Source organism: Collinsella aerofaciens (genome assembly GCF_039836695.1).
Classification (GTDB): domain Bacteria; phylum Actinomycetota; class Coriobacteriia; order Coriobacteriales; family Coriobacteriaceae; genus Collinsella; species Collinsella aerofaciens_BD.
In genome coordinates this window covers 1-23783 of sequence record NZ_JBDPAC010000001.1, presented here as the reverse complement: position 1 = coordinate 23783, position 23783 = coordinate 1, and the positions used below count along the sequence as shown (strand labels likewise).

Below are 23783 nucleotides of genomic sequence, written 5' to 3'. Positions count from 1 at the left end.
TGCCGTGCCGTTAGTGGCAGCCGCAGCCCTCGTGACCCTCATGCTCGTGATGGCCGTGGCAGCTGCAGGACTCACTATGTTCGTGGGCATGTTCGTGGTCATGGCCGTGGCAGCCGCACGTGGCCTCGCCGTTCTGTGCGAGTGTGCCGGCGATAAGGGCCTCGACGCAAGCGTCGCAGCTGCCCTGGGCACCTGCGTATACCGTGATGCCGGCTTGGGCAAGCGCGTTGATAGCGCCACCGCCGATGCCGCCGCAGATGAGCGTGTCCACGCCGCCGTTGGCGAGCAGGCTCGCAAGGGCACCGTGGCCGGTGCCGCCGGTGCCCACGACCTGCTCGTTGAGCACCTTGCCGTCCTGAATGTCGTAGATCTTGAACTGCTCGCTGCGGCCAAAGTGCATAAAGATGTTGCCATTGTCGTACGTGGTTGCCACCCTCATGGTGTCGACCTCCTTTGCTTGCCATACGGCCGTCGCTGTGGTGATGGGGGAGTATGCGATATTGCCGCCTTCGATGACGATCGCCCGTCCATTGACCAGCGCGTTTGCCACCTTGCGATGTGCTCGACTGCAAATTGCCGCCACCGTGGCGCGCGCGATGCCCATCTGCTGTGCGACTGCCTCTTGGTTAAGGCCTTCCAGGTCGCACAGGCGCAGCACCTCGAGTTCGTCGATCGTCATGTCGATGGCGTCTCCGCTGGCTAGGCCGTCAGGGGTAAAGCCGCGGTATTCGGGGATGATCCCGACGCGACGCAGTTTCTCGCGTCTTCCTGCCATGCGCCCTCCTTATCTGACATATGTCAACAATAGAATAGCGAACGCGCAGATTTGCACAAGGAATTTCTGGCATATGTCAGAAAATGAGGGCTTATGTTTGGGCTGTGGGGCCGCGTGCGCCTGGGCTACAATGAATCTCGCTTATAGGCGACTGACAGGAGGGTCAATGAGCAAGGCTGATCAACAGTTTGTAGCCATGTGCCGCGATATTCTGGACCATGGCACCACGACCGAGGGCCAAAAGGTCCGCCCGGTGTGGGAGGACGGCACCCCTGCCTATACCATTAAAAACTTTGGCGTCACGGCACGCTACGACCTGCGTGAGGAGTTCCCTGCGCTCACTCTGCGTCGTACAGCCCTCAAATCTGCCATGGATGAGATCCTATGGATCTATCAAAAGAAGTCCAATAACGTGCATGACCTCAACAGCCATATTTGGGATGAGTGGGCCGACGAGACCGGCTCTATCGGCAAGGCCTACGGGTATCAGATTGGGCAGAAGAGCCATTATCCCGAGGGTGACTTTGACCAGATGGACCGCGTGCTGTACGACCTCAAGCACACGCCGTACAGCCGCCGCATAATGACCAACACATACGTGTTCAGTGATCTGTCCGAGATGCACCTGTATCCGTGCGCCTACAGCGTGACGTATAACGTGACGCAGCGTCCGCAGGACGACAAGCCGACGCTCAACATGATTCTCAACCAGCGCAGCCAGGACATTCTGGCCGCGAACAATTGGAATGTGTGCCAGTACGCCATTTTGCTGATGATGGTTGCGCAGTCGGTCGATATGATTCCCGGCGAGCTGCTGCATGTGATTGCCGATGCCCACATTTACGACCGTCATGTCGATATCGTCCGCGAGCTTATCGAGCGTCCGCAGTTTGCGGCTCCCAAGGTGACGCTCAACCCCGATGTGCATGATTTCTACGCGTTTACGACCGATGACCTGATCGTCGAGGGCTATGAGCACGGCCCGCAGGTCAAGAACATTCCCATTGCGGTGTAGGTGGTGCTCATGACGTGTAAGCTATCTGCTATCGTCGCCGTGTGTGACGATTGGGGCATTGGGTGCGAGGGCGACATGGTGGTGTCCAATCGCGCCGATATGCGCCATTTTGTGGCCTGCACCAAGGGCTGCCCGGTTATCATGGGACGCAAGACCCTGCTGAGTTTTCCCGGCGGGCGTCCGCTCAAGAACCGCCGCAATATCGTGCTCACCCGCGACGAGAGCTTTGCCCCCGAGGGCGTCGACGTGGTGCATAGTATCGACGAGGCGCTCGCCGCGGTTGCCGATGAGCCCGTTGCCTGGGTGATCGGTGGCGGCGATGTCTATCGGCATTTTTTGCCGTATTGCGTCGAGGCCGAGGTTACGCATAACCATTGCGTGCATGACGTGGATACGTACTTTCCCGATCTGGATGCCGATCCCGCGTGGGAGATTGCGAGGCGTGGCGGTGTTGCCACGATTGCCGCGGGCGAGGGTGACGAGGGTCTCGATTATGAGTTCGTGACGTATCGTCGCGTTGAGGCGTAAATCGTCTGGCGTGAACGGTATCATCGGGTTATTTGAATGCATGGGGCGGCGCTTAGCGTCGCCTCGTTTGGTATAGATGTGCTGTAAAGAAAGGTGCGGGCAGGCTGCTATGACTGATGCCGTTGAGGTGCTGCGAATCGATTCGCTCGAGGACGAGCGGCTCGATGCCTACGTGCGACTGACCGAGCGTGAGCTTCGCTGCGTGCTGGAGCCGCAGAAGGGCATTTTTATCGCCGAGAGTGCCAAGGTCATCGAGCGTGCAGTGCGCGCCGGATACGAGCCGGTGAGCTTTCTTTTGGGCGAACGCTGGCTCGACCAGATGATGCCGCTGTTTGAGCGCCTGGCGGTACGCGAAGGTGCGGGCCCGGTTCCCGTGTTCGTGGCCTCGATGGAGCTTATGGAGCAGCTGACGGGCTTTAACGTGACGCGCGGTGCGCTCGCGGCGTTCCGTCGTCCGCGTCAGATTCCGGTAGCCGAGTTCTTGGGCGGCGTCGTCGAGGCGGCGGGGGAGCGCCCGGTGCGCGTGTGCGTGCTCGAGGGCATTGTCGACCACACCAACGTCGGCGCGATTTTCCGCTCGGCGGCTGCGCTGAACGTCGATGGCATTTTGGTGAGTCCTACGTGCTGTGACCCGCTGTATCGTCGCTCGGCCCGCGTGAGCATGGGCACCGTGTTTCAGGTGCCGTGGACGCGTATTGGCAGTGAGGCGCGCGTATGGCCGCATGATGGGCTGGTGGCGCTGCACGATGCCGGCTTTTCGTGTTCCGCCATGGCGTTGACGGATGATTCGGTGTCGTTGGACGATCCCGTGCTGCAGGAGATTGATCGCCTGGCGATCTTTATGGGTACCGAGGGTGCCGGCCTGGGAGCCAAGACCATTGAGGGCTGTGACCGCGCCGTGCGCATTCCGATGGCGCACGGGGTCGATTCGCTCAACGTGGCCGCGGCGAGCGCCGTCGCCTTTTGGCAGCTGTGCCCGCACGTGAGCAATGAGTATCACTACCAGCCGGGTTTGTATCACTAGGCAGATATTTCGCACCGCGCTCTAATTCGGGGTGTTTCGGTCGCCGCCAGTCGGTGCTAAGCTGGTTTTGGCTTTGGTTTTAAATTGCTGTTTTGTTGTTTGACGTATGCGTGTGGGGAGGGCGTGTGGCTAAGAAATCTACGGCTATCGATGTAACGCAGGGTGTTATTTGGCAGCAGCTGCTTTCGCTGTGCGTTCCCATCTTTTTTAGTTCGTTTTTTCAGCAGGCCTACACGCTTATCGGTACCTATATTGTCGGTCAGTTTGGCGGCAAGCTCGCGCTGGGCGGCATTCAAGCCACGATGGTCCTCACCGAGCTCTGCATTGGCTTTTGCGTTGGCGTTGGCGCTGGTTGTGCCGTTATCACGGGTCAGTTTTTTGGCCAGCACGATGATGAGCGTCTGAGCCGTTCGGTCCATACGGCCATGACGCTTGCGCTGGTGGGCGGTATCGTTTTCTCGATTCTTGGCATAGTGTTCGTTGAGCCCATGCTGGTGCTTATGAACACGCCGCATGAACTATTGGCCGAGGGCGTGGCCTATGCTCGCTGTTATTTTGCCGCGATGGTTGCGGCACTGCTGCTTAATATGGGAACCGCACTGCTGCGTGCCGTGGGCGACACACGCGGGCCCGCCTTGATCATTGCCTCTGGCTGCCTGGTTAACGTGGTGCTGGATATCATCTTTGTCGCTGTGTTGCATATGGAGGCGCTGGGCTGCGGCATCGCAGTGGCGCTGACCATTTGCTCCAATGCAACGATGATCGTGTTGCGCATGATGCGCGCTCCGGGTGCATGGCGTCTTTCGCTGTCTAGGCTCGGCATCGATCGCGGTATTTGCAAGAGTATGATCTCGTGTGGTCTGCCACTCGGTTTTCAATCGGCTGCCTATTCGATCTCGAACGTGTTGATCCAGGTGTCGGTTAATTCGTTTGGCGCCGATGTCACGACTGCTTGGGGTCTATCTGGGCGCCTGGATGGCATTATCTGGATGGTTACCGAGGCGCTCGGCGTGTCGATCACCACGTTCTCGGCACAGAACTTTGGCGCGCGCAACTACGAGCGCATGCGCAAGGGCTACCATACGTCGCTCGTGCTGTCGTTTATGCTCATTGGTGGCCTGTCTGCCGTGCTGCTGGTGTTCTCGGGTCCGTTGTCGCGTCTGTTTGTCGACGATGCTTCGATTTCGGCGTACACCACGACGATTCTTCATTTCATCGCGCCGTTCTACGCGATCTTCTCGATTATCGAGAACGCGTCGGGCTCCATTCGCGGCGCCGGCGTGAGTCTGCAGCCTATGATGCTCACCATCTTTGGCACCGTTGTCTTGAGGGTGATCTGGGTGTTTGCGATCATGCCCTTCGATCCGTCGCTCGAGCATCTACTACTGGTCTACCCCGTAACCTGGCTCATTACGGCCACGATGTTCACCATCTACCACCACAGCGGCAACTGGCTAGGCCGCGCCACCGCCTAATGATCTCTTGGGGTGGAGGAAAACGGATCATTGCTCTCCGTCGTGATGTCGACGATCCGTTTCTCTTCGTCCCCTTCGGATCAATTAGTATTCGATGCCTTGGCGGGCTAGGAGGCCTTCGTCGAAGTAGTGTTTGACAGGGCGCATTTCGGTTACCAGGTCGGCAAGGTCGGCGAGGGGCAGCAAGCCTCGGCCGGTCAGCACGAGCTCTGTGGTGTCGGGCTTCATCGCGATCAGTTCCTCGACATCCTCTCGCGTCACAAAGCCGCGGCGCATGGCCTCGCCGAGTTCGTCCAAAATCAGAACGTCGACCTGTGAGATCTGCTCGCGTGCGAGCTCTATGATCTGTTCGGCGCAAGCCTCGGGCGTGTCGCGGTCGGCCTGTACAATTCGCAGCCCTAGGCGTGGCGCGGCATCGTGTTCGGCGCAGTGCAGCTTCTTGGCAAACTGCAGCATGAGTACGTCGAGCCCATAACCTGTGGCGCGCAAAGCTAGCCCCAAGGCGGCCGTGGTTTTGCCCTTGCCGTCGCCCGTGTAAATCTGAACCTTGCCGACTTCCAGTGATGCCATCTCTGTCCTTTCGTGCCCGGCGTCGGTTTATCGCCGTCTGGGTTGGGTATTCTAGATAGCATTATCAACCCCAGTAGATGGAGTTTAAGCAGATGGAGATGGATGACAACAAACGTAGACGGAATATGATCCTCTACGTGCTCATCGCCTTCGTCGTCTACCTCGTGCTCTCGACCGTTCTGTTCCCTAACATCGGTCACACGCAGCAGATTACGAAGACCGATTATTCGACGTTTGTCAAAGCGCTCGACAAGAAGAGCGTCGACAAGGTCGAGTACAACACGGACGATTACTCGATTTATTACACCAAGAAGGGCGAGGACGAGAACATCGCCTATAAGACGACCGGTGTGCCGAATGATGCGGGCTTTACCGATCGCGTGCTTGAGTCTGGCGCTTCGCTGGAGTCGGTCGTTCCCGATAAAAACTCGGGTTTGATGACCTACTACCTGCTCACGCTCATTCTTCCCATGGCGATTTTCTTCCTCATCGGTTGGTGGCTCAACCGCCGCATGAAGAAGGCTATGGGCGATGACGGCCCGTCGATGAACTTTGGCGGCGGCGGTTTTGGCGGCGGCGGACTGGGTAAGTCCGGCGCGCGCGTGATCGCCTCCAAGGACGTGGGCGTGACCTTTAAGGACGTCGCCGGCCAGGAAGAGGCCAAGGAGTCTCTCAAGGAGGTCGTCGACTTTCTGGAGAAGCCGCAGCGCTACGAGGAGATCGGCGCCAAGCTTCCGCGCGGTGCTCTCCTTGTTGGCCCTCCGGGTACCGGTAAGACCCTGCTTGCCAAGGCTGTTGCCGGCGAGGCCGGTGTTCCGTTCTTTAGCATTTCGGGCTCTGAGTTCGTTGAGATGTTTGTTGGTCGCGGCGCTGCAAAGGTTCGTGACCTGTTTAAGCAGGCCAAGGAAAAGGCCCCGTGTATCGTCTTTATTGATGAGATCGATACCATCGGTAAGAAGCGCGATGGCGGCGGCTTTAGCGGCAACGACGAGCGCGAGCAGACGCTCAATCAGTTGCTGACCGAGATGGATGGCTTCGATAACCACAAGGGTATCGTTGTTCTTGCCGCAACCAACCGCCCCGACAGTCTCGATCCTGCGCTGCTGCGCCCCGGTCGTTTTGACCGCCGCATCCCCGTCGAGTTGCCCGATCTGACCGGCCGTAAGAACATCCTCGAGCTCCACGCCAAGAGTGTGAAGACCGAGCCGCCGATCGATCTGACCGCGATTGCCCGCGCCACGCCCGGTGCCTCGGGCGCCGACCTGGCCAACATCATCAACGAGGGCGCTCTGCGTGCCGTCCGCGAGGGTCGTAAGCGCGCCACTCAGGACGATTTTGAGGAGTCGGTGGAGGTCGTCATTGCCGGCCAACAGCGTAAGTCCACGGTGCTTTCCGACCACGAGAAGCAGGTCGTTTCTTACCACGAGATCGGTCATGCCATCGTTGCCGCTCGCCAGAAGGGCTCTGCGCCGGTCACGAAGATCACCATCGTGCCGCGCACGAGCGGTGCTCTGGGCTACACCATGCAGGTCGAGGAGGACGAGCGCTTCCTGACCACGCGCCAGGAGGTCCTGGACAAGCTCGCCGTCTATTGCGGTGGCCGTGCAGCCGAGGAGCTCATCTTCGGTGAGATGACGACCGGCGCCGCCAACGATATCGAGCAGGCAACCAAGCTCGCCCGCAACATGGTGACGCGCTTTGGTATGTCCGATGAGTTTGGCATGATGGCGCTCGGTACCGTTCAGAATGCGTACCTCAACCAGGACACGTCGCTCACCTGCGCCCCCGGCACGGCCGAGCGCGTGGACGCGATTGTCGCCAAGCTGATCGAGGATGCGCATGATCGCGCCCTGCAGATCCTCAAGGAGAACAAGTTCAAGCTCCATGAGCTTGCTCGTTATCTGTACAAGAAGGAGACGATCACGGGCGAGGAGTTCATGAATCTCCTCACGCGCGAGAATCCGCTGATGCCCAAGCAACAGTAAAGCCGCGGTCGAGCCAGTAAACGCCGACGCCCCATTTGAGCAGCTTTCTCAAATGGGGCGTTTTGCTTGAGGGGGATGGAAATGAAGATCGTGGTGAGCGCCTGCTTGATGGGCGAGAGCTGCAAGTATAACGGGCTCGATAACTACCACCGCGCGTTGGCCGAGGCTTGCGAGCGCACGGGGACCGAGGTCCTCCTCGTGTGCCCCGAGGTCTTTGGCGGCCTGCCCACGCCGCGCAAGCCGTCCGAGATTGTGAACGGCGAGGTTCGTACCTGCGAGGGCATCTCGGTTGATCGCGAATTTCGCCTGGGTGCCCAACGTGCGCTCGATATGTGCGAGCAGGCAGGCGGACCGGAAGAGATAGTCGCGTGCATCCTTCAGGACCGCAGCCCCTCGTGCGGTGCGGGTCACATCTACGACGGCACCTTTAGCGGTACGCTCACCGCGGGCAACGGTGTTTTCGTCGACCTGCTCCTGCGCCACGGCTACCGCGTGATTCCGGCTAGTGAGTTCGATCCCAGCATGTTGGAACATTGTCCACAGCACTCGAACCGAACACTTCCTCACGGGTGACCGTTTTGGCATCATCCGTGAAGTTGATATTGAGTACGACCCGGTCATCAAAGACGTAGACCGAGTGACAGGCGCCGTACCTAGGCAGTCCCTCCCGCGGCCCTCGCGCAGGAACGCGTACACGGCCCTCCCGTCTCTTGCGCCCCTCCCGGAGCTGTCCACATCGGTGTAGCCAATCCAGTCCGCCAAGGGCTGCAGCCCGGACAACGCGGCGATGGAGGGCTTCTTCGGCCTGCTCAAGAAGGAATTCTGGCACGGCAGGGACTGGTCGGAATGGACCCTCGCCCGCTTCATCGAGGAGCTCGGGGGGGCTGGATCGGCCGATACAATACGGAGAGGCACAGCGATGCGCTCGGTGGCCGTACGCCGGCCGAGTTCCGCTCCGCGCTGGGAAGGGCCGCGTAACGGTCCAAGAAATCGTCCGCAGTCCCCATTCTTGCCCCTTTGGGACGGCTTCTTGTTGGGGGCGTGCCTGCCCCAAACCCTGCTAGGAACGAGTGCAGCAAACTGGAATTTTAAATTAGTCTTTGCAAATAACCTTTGAACCTTCACCATCAATTACAATTCCCTGACGATTGTTAATTGGGCATAGATTCAAATCCGAAAACTCAGTCATTATTTTCTCGGTAACTTTCTTAAATGGTGCTGTAAGAAAATGCGGAAGAACATAGAAATCAATCAAATTAAGCCCTGCATCATCTTCTTGTGAGTAGTCCTCCGGCTTTTCATCCATTTGCTCGATATATTGGATGCTTGGAGCGCATACAATCGCACCTGCCGATTCACCAATCATCAGTTTTCCCTTTGCCAATTCTTTCTTCAACAGCTCATCCGTTCCCGTTTTACGGAGCTGGTCTATAAGGAAAAAAGAATTTCCGCCGGTAAAATAGATCACATCCGCATCTTCAAAAAGAGCCTTTATCGTTGAATAAGCCTCCGTTGAAATATCAATTTCAGTTACGATTGCTCCTAACTTTTTGAATAATTTTCGAGCCGAGCCGACATAACCGGTGTAGCCTTCACGCAGCGAGGCTGTTGGGATAAATGCGACTTTTTTATTTTCAATTTCTTCCTTTATCAGACTTCCTACACTTGAAAAGTGCGAACATAAAAACAGTTTCATCAGTATTCTCCTTTATATATAAATTCTTATTTGTTGAACTAAGCCGTGTATACCATACGCTCCGATGAAAGAACGCCCCGATATAGTGAAATTTTGCCGTTTTCCTGCGTACGTGCGTACACACTCCACAGGAATTCTAAGGGGCCTGCCCCCTTAGCACACTAGACTTTGGAACAAAGTCTAGTGTGTTACGCCTTGCCAGAGGTGTACGGGCTCCCGGTACGCACGTACGCAGCAATTGCCATCAATGCGCCATATAAGTGGCGATCAAGTTCGCATAAAGCGAACTTGGTTCCGCAAAACAAAAGGCAGGATACCATCACCACGATGATACCCTGCCTTTGTTCGTTCCTGTTTACCGTTCCGAGTAGTCCTTCCGCAGAATTTCCGATAAAAAATCGTACCCGAACCCTTTCTCGTAAAGAACCGGGTTCGAGTACGAACTGAATGGTGGTGCAATAAAAAACCACCACAAAGGTACTGCTCCCTTGTGGTGGTTTTGGGTTAGAACTAGAGGGTGTGGCCGTAGGCATTTGCGGCCTTGATGGCGGCGGCGAACTTTTCGTCGGTGAAGGGCTCAGGGTTACCCTGCTTCCACTCGTTGGTGGCGTGCGCGTATTCGCACAGGGCAGGGATATCAGCCTCGGAAAGCCCGACCTGCTCAAGCGTCACGGGCAGTCCCATCTGCTTGATAAAGGCGGCGTAGCGCTCAAGGTTTTCGGTATCGCCCGTATAGGCAAACAGCACCAGTACGCCCAGGCTCACGACCTCGCCATGCAGGTAGGAGCCCTCGCGCGGAATGCTGCACGTGGCGTTGTAGAACGCATGCGCCACGCTCGAGTTGTAGTAGTAATCGTTTTGGTTGGTCAGGTTCGAGACATAGCCCGTGTTGACCACGATGTCGAGCGCGATTTGTTTGACGGCCTCGCTTGACAGGTTCTGGCGCACGTCCTCAAGACCCTGAACGCCATAGGTAAACAGCGGCTCGGAGCAGGTGTGCGCAAGTGCCAGGCCAAGACCGGCTGTGTGCTCCAAGTTGCCGGCGCTCGTGGCGTACTCGACCTCGGGCTGCTTGGACAGGGCATCGCCTACGCCGGCCCAGAAGTACTCCGCTGGTGCCTCGGCGATGATCTTGGGGTTGATGAAGATATGCGCGGGACGGTTGGGGTACGAATAGCCCTCGAGCGAGCCGTCGTCGTTGTAGACAACGGCAATGGCGGTCGCGGCCGAGCAGTTGGAGCAGATCGTCGGTACCGTAAAGACGATCTTCTTGAGCTCGATGGCTGCGGTCTTGACGGTATCGAGCGCCTTGCCGCCGCCGCATGCGATGAGCACGTCGGCTTCCTGGCAGGCAGGGGAGTTCACGACCTTGGCGATATTGGCACGCGTACTGTTGGTGCCATAGACGCGCGTCTCCAGGATCTCGACATCGGTACCTTCAAGTGCCGCCTCGATTCCCGGCAGCGCCGCAGCCAGGGCTCGCTTGCCGCCAATGATGGCGACTTTCTTCGCGCCGTACTCCGCCAGTGCGGTTGGCAGCTCGGTAAAGCAATCCTCGCCAACGGTGTAGTCGCTCATTCCAATCGTGCGCATAGCAACCTTCTTTCGTTCGATAAAGTGCTTTCAGGTATTTTGCTCCAAGAGAAGGTCCACAGCCGCGAGAAATTTCGAACGTATAAAACCAGTGTTGAGGGTTTTTCGCCGGCGCGGAACGTGCTAGCATACACCGCAGAAGCGTTGATGGGGACGAGTAGTCGGCCATCCGCATGTTACAGAGAGCGGGGAGCGCTGAGAACCCGTGCATGCGACCGATGAAAATCACCCCGGAGCTGCGGTCCCAACGGACGCGCCTATAGGCACGTCTTAGTAGACATCGCCGAGATGGTCGTCGATACAGACCAGCCGAGTAACGGATGCGAGCGCGCGAATACGCGGGTGAGGGCATCTAAGCTGGGTGGTTAAGCGAAGAGCTTTTGCGGGCGCATAGCCCGTTTTGTGGCGCTTCGTCCCAGCTTGCAGGGACGGGCGCTTTTTTGGTGCCCAACGGGCGTGCGCGCCCACGACAAGAAAGGGGTACCGTGGCAAACGAGTACAAGCAGACGATGAATCTGCCCAAAACCGGATTTCCCATGCGTGCCGGTCTTTCCAAGTCCGAGCCCAAGCGACTCAAGGACTGGCAGGACAACAAGGTCTACGAGCAGGTTCTGAAGAAGAACGAGGGTCACAAGAAGTTCGTGCTGCACGACGGCCCTCCGTACGCCAACGGCCCGATCCACATCGGCCACGCCATGAACAAGATCTCCAAGGACATGATCAACCGTTACTGGATGATGCAGGGCTATGAGGTCCCCTATGTCCCCGGTTGGGACTGCCACGGTCAGCCGATTGAGCACAAGGTCGAGGAGAAGCTCGGCACCGAGAAGTTCAACCAGACCCCCACGGCCAAGATTCGTGAGCTCTGCAACGAGTTCGCTGTCGAGAACATCGAGCTGCAGAAGGCCGGCTTCCGTCGTCTGGGCGTGCTCGGCGATTGGGACAACCCCTACCTGACGCTCTATCACCAGCATGACGCCGCCGACATCGAGGTCTTTAAGGCCATGTTCGACAAGGGCATGATCTATCGTGGCCACAAGCCGGTTCACTGGTGCAAGCACTGCCACACCGCGCTGGCCGAGGCCGAGATCGAGTACTCCGACGAGACGAGCCCCTCCATCTTCGTTCGCTTTGAGATGACCTCCAAGCCCGCCGGCCTCGAGAACTTCGACGGCCCGGTCGACTTTATCATCTGGACGACCACGCCGTGGACCATTCCCTCCGACCAGGCCGTTTCCCTCAAGCCCGGCGCCGCCTATGTCGCCGTTGAGCACGATGGCCGCGCCGAGGTCATGCTCGAGGACCTGGCTCCCAAGTGCTGCGAGGAGTTTGGCTGGGAGTACACCCCGGTCATGGTCGACGGCAAGCCCTACGTGGTTCCCGCCGAGACCTTCCACCACATCCACTACAAGCAGCCGATCTTTGACGGTGTCGAGGGCGTGGCGCTGCTGGCCGATTACGTCGGTGTCGATGACGGTACCGGTATCGTCCACAACTCGCCCGGCCATGGTGTTGACGACTACTTTGCCTGCCTCAAGGAGGGCATCACCGACATCTGCATGCCGGTCGATGACGACGGCAAGTTCTACACCGGTGAGGAGTTTGGCACCGGTGGCCCCTTCAGCGGTATGGATACCGATGAGGCCAACCCGCACATCATCGAGTTCCTGCGCGAGCGCGGCACCCTGGTTCTTGAGAAGAAGATCACGCACAGCTATCCGCACTGCTGGCGCTGCAAGCACCCGGTGCTCTTCCGTGCCACCGACCAGTGGTTTGTCTCGATGGACAAGACCGGTTTGCGCGAGCAGGCCGGCAAAGAGGTCCGCGAGAACGTCAAGTGGTATCCGGCCCACGCGGCTAACCGCATCGGTGCCATGGTCGAGCAGCGTCCCGACTGGTGCATCAGCCGTCAGCGCAACTGGGGCGTGCCTATCCCGAGCTACACTTGCGCCGACTGCGGCGAGAAGGTTATGAACGACGCTGCGCTCGACGCCGTCATCAAGCTCTTCCACGAGAAGGGCTCCGACGCCTGGTTCACCGACGCTCCCGAGAGTTACCTGGGCGAGGCCTGCATCTGCCCCAAGTGCGGCGGCCATCACCTCAAGGCCGATAAGGACATCCTCGACGTGTGGTGGGATTCCGGCGTCTCCTGGAAGGCCGTCTGCGAGTACCGTCCCGAGCTGGAGTATCCGGCGGATGTGTACCTCGAGGGCTCCGACCAGCACCGCGGTTGGTTCCAGAGCTCGCTGCTCACCTCGGTGGGTGCCAACGGCCATGCTCCGTACAAGGCGGTCGTCTCGCAGGGCTTCACGCTCGACGGCCAGGGCCGCAAGATGTCCAAGTCGCTCGGCAATGTTATCGACCCCAATAAGGTCTGCGATGAGATGGGCGCCGACATCATCCGTCTGTGGGTTGCATCTGTCGATACCAGCTCCGACGTGTCCATCGACCACGAGATTCTTGCTCGTACGTCCGATGCCTACCGTCGTTTCCGTAACACGCTGCGCTTCCTGCTCTCCGAGCTCGAGGGTCAGTTTGAGCCCGAGACCGACGGCGTCGCCTTTGCCGACCTGCTGCCGCTCGACAAGCTCATGGTTGCCCGTCTGACCCAGGTTCAGGCCGAGGTCGACGATGCCTACGCCAGCTACGAGTTCCCGCGCGCCTACCGTGCGCTCTACGACTTCGTGGTTACCGAGCTCTCCAACGTGTATCTCGACGCCCTGAAGGACCGTCTATACTGTGAGAAGCCCGGCTCGCTCGAGCGCCGCAGCGCCCAGACCGTGCTGGCCGAGCTCTTCTCGATGCTCATGCGCGACCTTCAGCCGATCCTGTCCTACACGGTCGACGAGGCCATGGCCTATGCGCCCGCCGGCTGCGTCGATCACCAGAAGTACGCCGCGCTGCTCGATTGGTACAAGTCGCCCATCACGTTCGACGAGGCCAATGAGTTTGAGGGCGTGCTCGAGGCTTCACTCGAGCTCCGTAGCGCCGTGACCAAGGCCCTTGAGGATGCCCGCTCCGCCGGTACCTTCACCAAGAGCCAGCAGGTCCGCGTCAAGGCGGTCGTTCCCGCCGAGATGTACGCGCTGCTGACCGGCGACAAGGCTGTCGACCTGGCCGAGTTCTACATTGTTTCCGATGTTGAGCTGACCCAGGGCGAGGAACTCTCCGTTGCCATCGAGGCAGCCGAGGGCGAGTGCTGCGACCGTTGCTGGAACTATCGCACCACCGTCGGCGAGTACAACGGCCACGCGCATATTTGCAAGCGCTGCGCCGATGCTTTGTAGGTTACGGCGTTCGTAGAACGCCGTAACCTACCGACGCTGCAAACGCCCCTAAGCGGCAATCTGACGTTCAATCGTCGGTCGCGTACCAAAGTACGCTTCCCTCCTCTTTCACGTCACCTTGCTCGCTTAGGGACGTTTTCGCTGTTGGTGACGATAGCGCGGCGTTTCCATTGCTGGAGCTAAAGGTTTTCTTTCGCTTTCGCTCTTAGTCGAAAGCTATCAAGCGACATTCCGTTATTCGGAATGTCGCTTTCTTTTTATGCGGGTTATTTATCTGGCGTTAGCGAATATGTCGTGCGTTCTGCGTATGGCAATATAAGATAGTTCTTTGTATTAAACGTAATTCGATGTTCTTGAGGGTAGGGGATTGATTTGGGTCGTGCTGGGGATATGACGCCGCCTTTGCGTTGGCGGTTGGGTGTTGCTGGTGGGGTGGCGCTGGTTGTGCTGCTTGTTGACCAGCTGACCAAGCTTGCGGTTCGTGCCGCGGGCGACGCTTTGCATGTGACTGTTATCCCCGGTGTGATCGACTTTCTATTTGTCCGCAATATCGGTGCTGCCTTTAGCATGGGCGAGGGGCATGGCATCGCGTTTGCCGTGCTGGCGTTGGCGGTCATTATCGCTATTGCCGTGTACTTGCTTCGCGCGCCCCAGCTTGCTCGCTTGGAGGTTGTGGGCATGGCTATGGTCGCGGGCGGCGCCATTGGCAACGCGATCGACCGTCTGACTTTTGGCTTTGTGACCGATTTTATTGCCACCACCTTCATCGACTTTCCCGTCTTTAACGTGGCCGATATCGGCATCACCGTAGGCGTTGTGCTTGCCCTCATCGGCTACATGTTCTTGAGCCCTGCGGCCCGCGAAGTCGATGCGACTGCCGAGCTCAATGCCCGTGATGAGGCCCGCGCCAAGCGCAAAGCCAAGCAGCGTGGGGAGCGTGCCCGCAAGATTCGCGAAAGGAATGAGCGTTAATGGCCGACATCCATATTCTTGTTGCCGACGATTGCTCTGGCCAGCGTCTCGACGCCTTTCTGGGTGCCAACGACGGCTGCCCCACGCGCTCTGCCTGCGCGCATCTGATCGAGGGCGGCGCCGTAATCGTGAACGGCGAGACCTGCCTATCAAAAAAATATGCTGTGCGCTCCGGTGACCGTATCTCGGTCGACCTGCCCGAGCCGCATGATCCCACTGATGTGATTCCCGAGGCCATCCCCCTCGATATCCGTTACGAGGACGACTACCTCATCGTGCTCTCCAAGCAGCGCGGCCTGGTGTGCCATCCCGCCCATGGCCACGAGAGCGGCACGCTTGCGAACGCTCTGGTCTACCACTGCGGCATTGACCATCTGGGTACCGTGCAGGGTGAGGACCGCCCCGGCATCGTGCATCGTTTAGATCGCGATACCTCGGGCCTCATGCTTGCGGCAAAAGACGACGACACGCAGCGCGCACTCCAAAATCTCATTCGCACGCGCACGCTCGATCGTCGCTATATCACGCTCGTTCACGGACATATCGCTATGGATGAGGGCACCATTAACACCGGCATTGCCCGTTCTACGCGTGACCGTGTCAAGATGGCGGTTTCGGACGATCCTTTCGCGCGCCAGGCCATTACGACCTTTAAGGTCCTCGAGCGCTTCGATGCCACGCGTTTTGACGACGGCTATACGCTCGTCGAGTGCCACCTGTTTACGGGCCGCACACATCAGATTCGCGTGCATATGCGCCATATCAACCACGCCTGCGTGGGCGATCCGCTCTACGGCAAGTGCGATGCACGCGCCGATCAGGGTCTGACCAGGCAATTCCTTCATTCCTGGCGTGTTGCATTCGACCATCCCGTGACGGGGGAGCGCATTGAGTGCCGCGACGAGCTGCCGTGGGATCTCGCTGCGGTTCTTGACGACCTGGCCCCGCGCTCGCTTGGTCGCACCGCTGCCGGCGACGAGATCGTTCCTCAGCTCGGTCTTCTCGAAGCCTAGTCAGTATTAGGTGGTTTCTTGAACGCCCCTAGCCTGCGGTAAGATATACGATTGTTTACGTAACGCGTTCCTGGGAGCCTGCATGCTCGCCTTTTTACAAACCAACACGCCCATCGTGATCTTCAACCAGATTGTCGTCACGCTGCTCACGGTCTGCTTTCTGTACCAGGTGGTCTTCTTTGTCATCGGTGCTCTTCGTGGCGAGGTCGCGCCTCCCAAGGCCAAAAAACTCCACCGCTATGCCTTCTTTATCGCGGCGCATAACGAGGAGGCCGTGATCGCCAACCTCGTTCGCTCCATCAAGGACCAGGATTATCCGTCCGAGCTTATCGAGGTCTTTGTGGTCGCCGATGCCTGCACCGACAACACGGCACAGCTTGCGCGCGAGGCGGGCGCCATTGTCTATGAGCGCAACGACCTTGCCCGCAAGGGTAAGAGCTGGGTCATGGACTTTGGTTTCGACCGTATCCTTAACGAGTATCCGGATACGTTTGAAGGTTACTTTATCTTCGATGCCGATAACGTCATCTCCCGCGATTACGTCTCCAAGATGAACGATGCCTTTGACCAGGGCTTCCATGTGGTCACGAGCTATCGCAATTCCAAAAACTTCGGCAGCTCGTGGATTTCGGCGGCTAATGCTACGTGGTATCTGCGCGAGGCGCGCTTTCTCAACAACGCGCGCAACATTTGCAAGACTTCTTGCGCTGTCTCTGGTTCGGGCTACCTCATCTCCGCCAGCGTTATCGAGGGCATGCACGGTTGGCAGTTCCATACGCTGACCGAGGATATTCAGTTCACCACGTTCTGCGCCATTCACGGCATTCGCATCGGTTATGCGCCTGCGGAGTTCTTTGACGAGCAGCCCGTGACGTTTAAGGCGTCCTGGAAACAGCGCATGCGCTGGACCAAGGGCTTCTACCAGGTGTTCTTTACCTACGGTAAGCACCTGGTCAAATCGACCTTCCGCTATCATCGCTTTGCCGCCTACGACATGTTTATGACCATCGCCCCGGGTATGCTGCTGTCCTTGATCTCGATGCTCGCTAATGCGACGTTCTTGATTGTGGGTGGCCTTTCGCATGGTTTCTTGGCAACCGAAGTCGAGATGCAGGCGTGCGCTGCTTCGCTCATTATGACCTTCGCGATGATGTATCAGACTTTCTTCATCCTAGCGCTGCTCACGACTATCTTTGAGTACAAGCATATTCACTGCGCGCAAAAGTGGCGCCTGGTGACTAACCTGTTTACCTTCCCGATCTTTATGTTCAGCTATATCCCCATCACGGTGGCTGCGCTGTTCCTGAAGGTCGACTGGGTGCCGACGCAGCACGCCGTCAACGTCACCCTTGACGAGGTCATGCAAGGCGCCAAATAATCACCACCAAAACCACCACAAAGGGGAGAGGCACCTTTGTGGTGGTTTTTGCTTTTGCTATGCAGCTCGAGGAGGAGTCCGATGTTCTATATCCCGTTTTGGATTTGCATCTTTGCCGGCGCGGCGATTGATGCCCGTGAGCGACGTTTTCCCAATGAGCTTGCCGCTGCGTGCGCGGTGGCGGCATTAGCAGGCGTTTGGCTCGACAAAGGCGTTAACACGGCGCTTGACCACGCCGGTCTTGCGGTCATCGTCTATCTTGCTCTCGTGCTGACTGAGTCCCTCTGGCGTCGTCTTCGCCAAACCCCGGGCATCGGCATGGGAGATGCCAAGGCACTCTTCGCGCTTTGCACGCTCGACCCTATGGGTGGTATCGTGGCATTTGCCGCCGCGCTCCTGGTCCTTGCCCTTTTCTGCCTCTTCACAAAATCGCGCTCCCTGCCATTGCTCCCGTTTTTGGTGCCGATTTTTGCCATAATCGAGGTCGTGGGCTGCACTTTGTAACCGATTGCGCATCCTTCTTAAGGAGCATGCCATGGCAACTAATCAAGAAACGGCCGTCATTAAGGCGCGCATGGACCGTATTCCCTCGGCGTTGTCGCCCGAACTTGTCGAGCGCATTGCCGCCGATCGTGCTTCGGGCTATGTCAACCCGTATCGTTGCAATGACGATCAGGTCATTCGTCGTATTGATCGCACTACCGACAAAGGCACGCTTATGCGTCCGGCGTTTATGCGCGATACCGAAAAGATACTTCATCTTCCGGCTTACACCCGGTATGCGGGCAAAACGCAGGTCTTTAGCTTTCGTAGCAATGACGATCTGTCACGCCGGGGTTTGCACGTGCAGCTTGTCTCCCGCATTGCGCGCGATATCGGTCGCGCCCTGGGGCTCAATTGCGATCTGATCGAGGCGATTGGCCTGGGTCACGACTTGGGACACACGCCTTTCGGCCATGCCGGCGAGCGCTTCCTCAACGATATCTATCATGAGCGCACGGGGCGTTATTTTTTCCATAACGTGCAGTCGGTCCGTGTGCTCGACGCTTTGTACGGCCGCAACGTGTCGCTCCAGACGCTCGATGGCGTGCTGTGCCACAACGGCGAGTACGAACAGCGTGTTTTTGAGCTTTCGGGCATGGGCTCTTTTGAACAGTTTGATCAGACGGTTGAGGATTGCATTGCCACGGGCTATAACGCAATTGAGCATCTGCGTCCCATGACGCTCGAGGGCTGCGTCGTTCGCATTTCGGATATTCTTGCCTACGTCGGTCGTGACCGTCAGGATGCGATCGCGGCGGGCCTGCTTTCGCCCGACGCTTTTGATGATGGCCGGGGCGGTGCCTACAACAGTTGGATCCTCACGCACGCTTCCATCGATATCGTTGAGCACAGCTATGGTAAGCCGCGCATCGAGATGAGCGAGGACCTGTTTGAGGAAATCCGCCGAGCTAAGCGCGAGAACTACGAGAAGATCTATAGCAAGGGCGGTATCGAAGGCGATTCCGAGGTGGAGCTGCTCGAGGCGTTCGAAAAGCTCTACGACCGTTGCCTGCGGGATCTAAACAGTGGTGACGAGTCATCTTACATCTTTAAGCACCATATTTCGCGCATTGAGCAGCAGCTTTCCTACTACGATCGCACCTATGCCTGGCAGGACGACAAGGATCAAGCCGTGGTGGATTATATCGCGAGCATGACGGACGGTTATTTCTGCGAACTGACGAGCAAGCTGTTCCCTGGTCTGGAGTTTCCGCACCGTACCTATATTAACGAACGGTAGTTCGTATATATTCGGTATACTGGTTAGTTGAAAACGTTTTGATTGATGCACGGGATGGCTATGGACGACCTTTTTTCTGCCTCGACGCGCGAGCGTTCCTTTAAAAATGCGCCGCTCGCGGTGCGCATGCGACCCAATTCGCTCGACGAGTACGTGGGCCAGCAAAAGGCCGTCGGTAAGGGCTCATGGTTGCGTGCCGCGATCGAGCACGACGTGCTTTCGAGCGTGATTCTGTACGGGCCGGCCGGTACGGGCAAGACGACGCTGGCCCACATTATCGCCAACCATACCAAGAGTGAGTTTGTCGAGGTCAGCGCCGTGACGGGCACCGTGAAGGACCTGCGTCGCGTGATCGACGAGGCCAAGACGCGTCTGAATACGTATGACCGTCGCACTATCCTGTTTATCGACGAGATTCATCGCTTTTCGAAGTCACAACAGGATGCATTGCTACATGCGGTTGAGAACCGTACCGTCATTATGATTGGCGCCACGACGGAGAACCCGTATTTCGAGGTCAACTCGGCACTGTTGTCGCGTGGGCGCGTGGTGGAGCTTGAGCATCTGAAGGATGAGGATATCGCCACACTCATTGAGCGTGCGCTCGAGGCTCCGCAGGGTTTGAACGGCAAGTTCTCGGCCGATGGGGATACGGTCAAGACCATCTGCACGCTGGCAGCGGGTGACGCTCGCTCGGCGCTCACGACGCTCGAGCTTGCGAGCGAGATTGCCGTCACGCGTCCCGATACGGACGGGACGCCAGCGCCGGCGGCGGGGGAGCGCTATCCCATCACCGTGGATGACGTTAAGATTGCTAACCCACGTCGTGGCTTTTCGTACGACAAAAATGGTGACATGCACTACGACATCATCAGTGCGTTTATTAAGTCAATGCGCGGTGGTGACCCCGATGCCACGATCTATTGGCTCGCGCGCATGATTGACGCAGGGGAGGATCCCAAGTTTATCGCTCGCCGCATTATGATTCAGGCTTCGGAGGACGTCGGTAACGCCGATCCGCAGGCGCTTTTGGTGGCACATGCCGCGTTTAAATCAGCCGAGGTCATTGGCTATCCCGAATGCCGCATAAACTTGGCTCAGGCCGCGCTCTATGTGTGCTTGGCGCCTAAATCCAATGCGTGTGAGGCTTCGATCGATGCCGCGCTGGCCGATATTCATAGCAGCGGCTTGCGCGAGGTGCCGAGTTATCTGCGCGACCGTCATCGCCCGGGCAGCGACGAATATGGTGTGTATAAGTATCCGCATGATTATCCCGAAGGCTGGGTCGACCAGCGCTATTTGCCCGAGGGCCTGGAGCGCGGCGCGTTCTGGCAGCCTGCCGGCCGCGGTTGGGAAGAGTGGCGTGTGGAGCAAAGCGAGCGCGACCGTAGCGGCAACGCTCCCAAGTAGGTCATTGGCGCCTCGCGCATTCCCTTTGGGTATCTTTCCCCTTCTTTGGGGTACCATGAACAGCGTCTGTATTTCGATTCCTTTGGGAGGCTTGTATGAGTCCCATTCAAATCGCCCTGCTGCTACTTGCCGTTGCCGGCGTGTGGGCTGTTATCGAGCTCGCGCTCACGCTGCGCAAGACCCGCACCGTCGTCGACTCGCTCGACAAGACGGTGAGCGACCTCAATAACACACTCGCCGAGGCACAGCCCGTGGTGGCAAAGCTCGATGGCGCTGTCGATGAGCTCACCCCCGCGCTGGCACAGGTTGAGCCGCTCCTCAAGTCGAGCAAGACCGCGGTTGACGCCCTTGCCTCCAATCTTGTAGAGGTCGAAGCCGTGGTTCGCGACATTTCCGAGGTCACGGGTAGCGTGGCCGAGGCAAGCAACGCCGTGTCGAGCGTGACCGACTCTGCGGCTGGCGCCGTGCAGAAGCTCTTCAATAAGGTGAAGGCTCCTGCAACCAACGCCGATCGCAAGCTCGCCGCTGCCGCAGAGGCCGAGCAGCCTACCGAGCGCGTTCTGATTGGTGGGGCTGAGGACGAGGCCGCCGATGGTGCGGATGCGGCTCAGAAGGCCGCAGCCAAGCCTGCTCAGTATTACACCTATACGCCCGCCGAGACCTCCGAGGAGTCCTGCGATGAGTAGCGAAGCAACCTGCCCCATTACGCTGAGCGTTGCCGGTGATCCGCGTCTCGCGCGCTTGGTGCGCATGACGGCCGCCAACGTCGGCGCCCTGTGCTCTATGTCCGTCGATCGCATCGAGGATATTCGTATGGCCGCCGAGGAAGCCTTTATTTTTGGCTGCACGGCTGTTGATTCCGACGATATCTCGATTCAATTCGATGTCGACGAATCTCACGTGGGTATGACCTTTACCTTTGGCGATCAGGCGACTGTCGATGAGGATGACCAGGCTGCCGTATATGCCGAGCTCATTCTTGCAAGCGTGTGCGATTCTTACGAAAAGACTACGGCGCCCCTAACGCTTTCCCTCGACCTCAAGGCGGATATCTAATATGACCGAACGTTCCCGGAGCGGCAAGACCGCTTGGGACAAGGAGAAAACCCGCGAGCTGTTTCGTCGTTATAAGGAGACCGGTGATCCGGATGCCCGCGAGCAGCTCGTCATGTCCCATATGAACCTGGTAAGGTTTCTTGCCAACAAATTTAAGAACCGCGGCGAGCCGCTCGATGACCTTTTGCAGGTCGGCTATCTGGGCTTGCTCAAGGCTATCGACCGCTTTGACCCTGAGCGCGGGCTCGAGTTCACGACGTTTGCCACTCCTACCATTCTGGGTGAGATTAAGCGTCATTTCCGCGACAAGGGCTGGAGCGTGCGCGTGCCCCGTCGCTTGCAGGAGCTCTCGGCCAAGGTCAACCAGGCTACCGATAAGCTCACCAACGAGCTACAGCGTTCGCCCAAGGTTGAGGAAATCGCCGATTACCTGGGCGTGACCGTCGACGAGGTGCTCGAAGCCATGGAATCGTCCTCGGCTTACACCTCGGTGCCCATCGAGGCTCCCGGTGCGTCCGATTCCGACGATGCACCTTCGATTCTCGACCGCTATGCCGACGATGACAATGAACTCGACTTTACCGATGACCGCCTGGTGATTGAGGAGGCCATCCGCGATTTCTCGCCGCGCGAGCGCGAGGTTATCGAGCTACGCTTTGTGAAGGGCATGACCCAGATCGAGATTGCCAAGAAGCTGGGCATCTCGCAGGTGCAGGTCTCGCGCCTGCTGCGCCGCACGCTTAAGAAGATTCAGGACAAGATCGACCCCGACGGAGTGATGGTTCGTTCATGAGTGAGCACCCTCAACAAACCGACCGCACGCTTCGCGATACCCGTATTCTGACGCTGCGCATTTGGGGCGTCGTCGGCTGCATTGTCATCGCCGCCGTCATCTTTAACCTTATGGGTATCCTGGCGCCGGTCATCGAGTTTCTCGCTGTCGGTTCCATCATCGCTTTTGTGATGTCGCCGATCACCAACTGGCTCGAGCACCATGGCGTGAATCGCGGCATCGGTTCGCTCATCGCGCTTATTGTGGTCGTTGCTGTGCTTGTCGGTGTCGTTTGCATCTTGTCGCCGATTCTCTTTGGTCAGCTCATGGAAGTCCTGAGCCGCCTGCCCGAGCAGCTTCGTGTTGCTGGTGGCGACCTCAATGAGATGATCTCGCATGCCAAGACGCTCAATAACACGCCGCTCAAGGAGTATCTGGACGATAACCTTTCTTCGCTCGTCACGGTGGCGTCCAAGTATGTCTCACAGATTGCCGCCGAGCTTGGCCGCGGTGTCTTCCCGCTCATTACCAATACCGCGTCGCAGCTGTTTGTTATCTTCCTTGGCTTGGTGCTTGCCTACTGGCTTGCCTGCGATTATCCCCGCATGCACCACGAGGTCTGCACCATCATTGGTCAGGAAAAGGAGACCTCGTACCGCTTTATGGTCGCGATTCTTTCGCGCTCGGTCGGCGGTTATATGCGCGGCATGGTCGTGACGTCCATCTGCGGTGGCATCCTCGCCTTTATCGGCTTTACGATCATCGGGCATCCGTATGCGGCACTCATGGCCATCTTTACCGGTATCATGCACTTGGTCCCAGTTGTCGGTCCCTGGGTGAGCGCGGCCATCGCCACGGTGCTCGGCTTTATGTTCAGCCCCATGCTGGCGTTGTGGACCTTGATCGTGACCATGGTGGCCCAAAACGTCACCGATAATGTCATTTCGCCTAAGGTCATGCAGAGCTCGGTACAGGTGCATCCCATCATGAGCCTGACGGCCCTCGTTATTGGTTCGGCACTCATGGGTCCCATTGGCATGGTCATCGCCATCCCGTTGTGCGCGGCCCTCAAGGGCATTTTCGTCTACTACTTTGAGAACGAGACCGGCCGCCAGCTCGTGGCATACGATGGCGCCGTGTTTAAGGGCACGCCGTATCGCGATGCCGAGGGCAACCCGGTCGCCGCCTACGACGCGCTTGGAGACGATACGTTCATTTACGAGTCCGAGCTCATCGGCAACGAGACCGCGCCCGAGGCCAAAGCTATGCCCAAGCCTGAGCTCGATAATCCCTGGATCAAGCTCTCGGGTCTTCAGCCCGACACGACGGGTTTCTTTAAGAACCCCTTCGCCAAGGACGATGATGCCGACTCGAATGACGACACCAAAACCGGCATCGACGGTTCCATGGACGATTCGGATTCCAAATAGGCCCTGTTAGTTTATCTACTT

21 protein-coding genes are annotated in these 23783 nt (G+C 58.1%); 17 read left to right on the top strand and 4 right to left on the bottom strand.

Translation table 11 applies throughout. From position 1 onward, the window contains the following. Positions 1-10 precede the first annotated feature (10 nt). Positions 11-775 (bottom strand): NifB/NifX family molybdenum-iron cluster-binding protein, encoded by a 765-nt coding sequence (locus ABG996_RS00105; protein ID WP_347479753.1) that lies wholly within the window; start codon positions 773-775, stop codon positions 11-13. A 166-nt stretch (positions 776-941) separates the two neighbouring features. On the opposite strand from ABG996_RS00105, the gene thyA reads away from it, so the two are divergent. The 4 genes from thyA (at position 942) to ABG996_RS00085 (ending at position 4817) form a co-directional block, all read left to right on the top strand. Beyond that, entirely contained in the window at positions 942-1790 is an 849-nt protein-coding gene (gene thyA / locus ABG996_RS00100) for a thymidylate synthase (RefSeq protein WP_347479754.1), read from the top strand. Positions 1791-1799: 9 nt separating this feature from the next. Next, entirely contained in the window at positions 1800-2318 is a 519-nt protein-coding gene (locus tag ABG996_RS00095) for a dihydrofolate reductase (RefSeq protein WP_347479755.1), read from the top strand. 109 nt (positions 2319-2427) lie between these two features. Beyond that, entirely contained in the window at positions 2428-3342 is a 915-nt protein-coding gene (locus tag ABG996_RS00090; RefSeq protein WP_347479756.1) for a TrmH family RNA methyltransferase, read from the top strand. Between the two features lie 125 nt (positions 3343-3467). Continuing rightward, positions 3468-4817, top strand: a complete 1350-nt coding sequence (locus tag ABG996_RS00085) for an MATE family efflux transporter (RefSeq protein WP_347479757.1) — start codon at positions 3468-3470, stop codon at positions 4815-4817. A gap of 84 nt (positions 4818-4901) precedes the next feature. Here ABG996_RS00085 and ABG996_RS00080 read toward each other — a convergent pair whose 3' ends face one another. Next, positions 4902-5387 (bottom strand): cob(I)yrinic acid a,c-diamide adenosyltransferase, encoded by a 486-nt coding sequence (locus ABG996_RS00080; RefSeq protein WP_347479758.1) that lies wholly within the window; start codon positions 5385-5387, stop codon positions 4902-4904. A 92-nt stretch (positions 5388-5479) separates the two neighbouring features. Here ABG996_RS00080 and ftsH point away from each other — a divergent pair, with 92 nt between their 5' ends. Continuing rightward, positions 5480-7372 carry an ATP-dependent zinc metalloprotease FtsH gene (gene ftsH / locus ABG996_RS00075; RefSeq protein ID WP_171021520.1) on the top strand — a complete coding sequence of 631 codons (1893 nt, stop codon included), beginning with the start codon at positions 5480-5482 and terminating at the stop codon, positions 7370-7372. An 81-nt stretch (positions 7373-7453) separates the two neighbouring features. Continuing rightward, entirely contained in the window at positions 7454-7945 is a 492-nt protein-coding gene (locus ABG996_RS00070) for a 2-thiouracil desulfurase family protein (RefSeq protein ID WP_347479759.1), read from the top strand. Between the two features lie 520 nt (positions 7946-8465). Here ABG996_RS00070 and ABG996_RS00065 read toward each other — a convergent pair. Together ABG996_RS00065 and ABG996_RS00060 are read right to left on the bottom strand one after the other, a co-directional pair. After that, positions 8466-9068, bottom strand: coding sequence for a Type 1 glutamine amidotransferase-like domain-containing protein (locus tag ABG996_RS00065; protein ID WP_347479795.1), 603 nt, complete (start codon positions 9066-9068; stop codon positions 8466-8468). A gap of 510 nt (positions 9069-9578) precedes the next feature. Then, positions 9579-10661 (bottom strand): iron-containing alcohol dehydrogenase family protein, encoded by a 1083-nt coding sequence (locus ABG996_RS00060; protein WP_347479794.1) that lies wholly within the window; start codon positions 10659-10661, stop codon positions 9579-9581. Positions 10662-11170: 509 nt separating this feature from the next. Between ABG996_RS00060 and ileS the strand changes: the two genes are divergently transcribed. The 11 genes from ileS to ABG996_RS00005 all read left to right on the top strand — a co-directional run bounded on the left by ileS (position 11171) and on the right by ABG996_RS00005 (position 23762). Further along, positions 11171-13948 (top strand): isoleucine--tRNA ligase, encoded by a 2778-nt coding sequence (gene ileS, locus ABG996_RS00055; protein WP_347479796.1) that lies wholly within the window; start codon positions 11171-11173, stop codon positions 13946-13948. Between the two features lie 372 nt (positions 13949-14320). Further along, entirely contained in the window at positions 14321-14920 is a 600-nt protein-coding gene (gene lspA / locus ABG996_RS00050) for a signal peptidase II (protein ID WP_347479793.1), read from the top strand. Then, positions 14920-15933, top strand: coding sequence for an RluA family pseudouridine synthase (locus ABG996_RS00045; RefSeq protein ID WP_347479792.1), 1014 nt, complete (start codon positions 14920-14922; stop codon positions 15931-15933). The genes lspA and ABG996_RS00045 overlap by 1 nt, the downstream gene beginning before the upstream one ends. 82 nt (positions 15934-16015) lie before the next feature. Beyond that, positions 16016-17311: a glycosyltransferase family 2 protein gene (locus ABG996_RS00040; protein WP_022094595.1), complete on the top strand. Its 1296-nt coding sequence runs from the start codon at positions 16016-16018 to the stop codon at positions 17309-17311. Between the two features lie 81 nt (positions 17312-17392). Next, positions 17393-17815 (top strand): prepilin peptidase, encoded by a 423-nt coding sequence (locus tag ABG996_RS00035; RefSeq protein ID WP_347479791.1) that lies wholly within the window; start codon positions 17393-17395, stop codon positions 17813-17815. 31 nt (positions 17816-17846) lie between these two features. Then, positions 17847-19094 carry a deoxyguanosinetriphosphate triphosphohydrolase family protein gene (locus ABG996_RS00030; RefSeq protein WP_347479790.1) on the top strand — a complete coding sequence of 416 codons (1248 nt, stop codon included), beginning with the start codon at positions 17847-17849 and terminating at the stop codon, positions 19092-19094. 60 nt (positions 19095-19154) lie between these two features. Beyond that, entirely contained in the window at positions 19155-20504 is a 1350-nt protein-coding gene (locus ABG996_RS00025) for a replication-associated recombination protein A (protein WP_347479789.1), read from the top strand. Positions 20505-20599: 95 nt separating this feature from the next. Then, positions 20600-21190, top strand: coding sequence for a hypothetical protein (locus ABG996_RS00020; RefSeq protein ID WP_347479788.1), 591 nt, complete (start codon positions 20600-20602; stop codon positions 21188-21190). Continuing rightward, positions 21183-21560: an ATP-binding protein gene (locus tag ABG996_RS00015; protein ID WP_347479787.1), complete on the top strand. Its 378-nt coding sequence runs from the start codon at positions 21183-21185 to the stop codon at positions 21558-21560. The genes ABG996_RS00020 and ABG996_RS00015 overlap by 8 nt, the downstream gene beginning before the upstream one ends. Position 21561: 1 nt before the next feature. Then, on the top strand, positions 21562-22353 hold the full coding sequence (locus ABG996_RS00010) for an RNA polymerase sigma factor SigF (RefSeq protein WP_117635146.1): 792 nt from the start codon (positions 21562-21564) through the stop codon (positions 22351-22353). Further along, on the top strand, positions 22350-23762 hold the full coding sequence (locus ABG996_RS00005; protein ID WP_347479786.1) for an AI-2E family transporter: 1413 nt from the start codon (positions 22350-22352) through the stop codon (positions 23760-23762). The genes ABG996_RS00010 and ABG996_RS00005 overlap by 4 nt, the downstream gene beginning before the upstream one ends. Positions 23763-23783 lie beyond the last annotated feature (21 nt).

What these genes read in the sequence shown, in the direction of transcription:
- ABG996_RS00105 (WP_347479753.1), bottom strand. Translation starts at nt 775, where the DNA reads ATGGCAGGAAGACGCGAGAAACTGCGTCGCGTCGGGATCATCCCCGAA.
- thyA (WP_347479754.1), top strand. Translation starts at nt 942, where the DNA reads ATGAGCAAGGCTGATCAACAGTTTGTAGCCATGTGCCGCGATATTCTG.
- ABG996_RS00095 (WP_347479755.1), top strand. Translation starts at nt 1,800, where the DNA reads ATGACGTGTAAGCTATCTGCTATCGTCGCCGTGTGTGACGATTGGGGC.
- ABG996_RS00090 (WP_347479756.1), top strand. Translation starts at nt 2,428, where the DNA reads ATGACTGATGCCGTTGAGGTGCTGCGAATCGATTCGCTCGAGGACGAG.
- ABG996_RS00080 (WP_347479758.1), bottom strand. Translation starts at nt 5,387, where the DNA reads ATGGCATCACTGGAAGTCGGCAAGGTTCAGATTTACACGGGCGACGGC.
- ftsH (WP_171021520.1), top strand. Translation starts at nt 5,480, where the DNA reads ATGGAGATGGATGACAACAAACGTAGACGGAATATGATCCTCTACGTG.
- ABG996_RS00070 (WP_347479759.1), top strand. Translation starts at nt 7,454, where the DNA reads ATGAAGATCGTGGTGAGCGCCTGCTTGATGGGCGAGAGCTGCAAGTAT.
- ABG996_RS00065 (WP_347479795.1), bottom strand. Translation starts at nt 9,068, where the DNA reads ATGAAACTGTTTTTATGTTCGCACTTTTCAAGTGTAGGAAGTCTGATA.
- ABG996_RS00060 (WP_347479794.1), bottom strand. Translation starts at nt 10,661, where the DNA reads ATGCGCACGATTGGAATGAGCGACTACACCGTTGGCGAGGATTGCTTT.
- ileS (WP_347479796.1), top strand. Translation starts at nt 11,171, where the DNA reads ATGAATCTGCCCAAAACCGGATTTCCCATGCGTGCCGGTCTTTCCAAG.
- ABG996_RS00045 (WP_347479792.1), top strand. Translation starts at nt 14,920, where the DNA reads ATGGCCGACATCCATATTCTTGTTGCCGACGATTGCTCTGGCCAGCGT.
- ABG996_RS00040 (WP_022094595.1), top strand. Translation starts at nt 16,016, where the DNA reads ATGCTCGCCTTTTTACAAACCAACACGCCCATCGTGATCTTCAACCAG.
- ABG996_RS00035 (WP_347479791.1), top strand. Translation starts at nt 17,393, where the DNA reads ATGTTCTATATCCCGTTTTGGATTTGCATCTTTGCCGGCGCGGCGATT.
- ABG996_RS00030 (WP_347479790.1), top strand. Translation starts at nt 17,847, where the DNA reads ATGGCAACTAATCAAGAAACGGCCGTCATTAAGGCGCGCATGGACCGT.
- ABG996_RS00025 (WP_347479789.1), top strand. Translation starts at nt 19,155, where the DNA reads ATGGACGACCTTTTTTCTGCCTCGACGCGCGAGCGTTCCTTTAAAAAT.
- ABG996_RS00020 (WP_347479788.1), top strand. Translation starts at nt 20,600, where the DNA reads ATGAGTCCCATTCAAATCGCCCTGCTGCTACTTGCCGTTGCCGGCGTG.
- ABG996_RS00015 (WP_347479787.1), top strand. Translation starts at nt 21,183, where the DNA reads ATGAGTAGCGAAGCAACCTGCCCCATTACGCTGAGCGTTGCCGGTGAT.
- ABG996_RS00010 (WP_117635146.1), top strand. Translation starts at nt 21,562, where the DNA reads ATGACCGAACGTTCCCGGAGCGGCAAGACCGCTTGGGACAAGGAGAAA.
- ABG996_RS00005 (WP_347479786.1), top strand. Translation starts at nt 22,350, where the DNA reads ATGAGTGAGCACCCTCAACAAACCGACCGCACGCTTCGCGATACCCGT.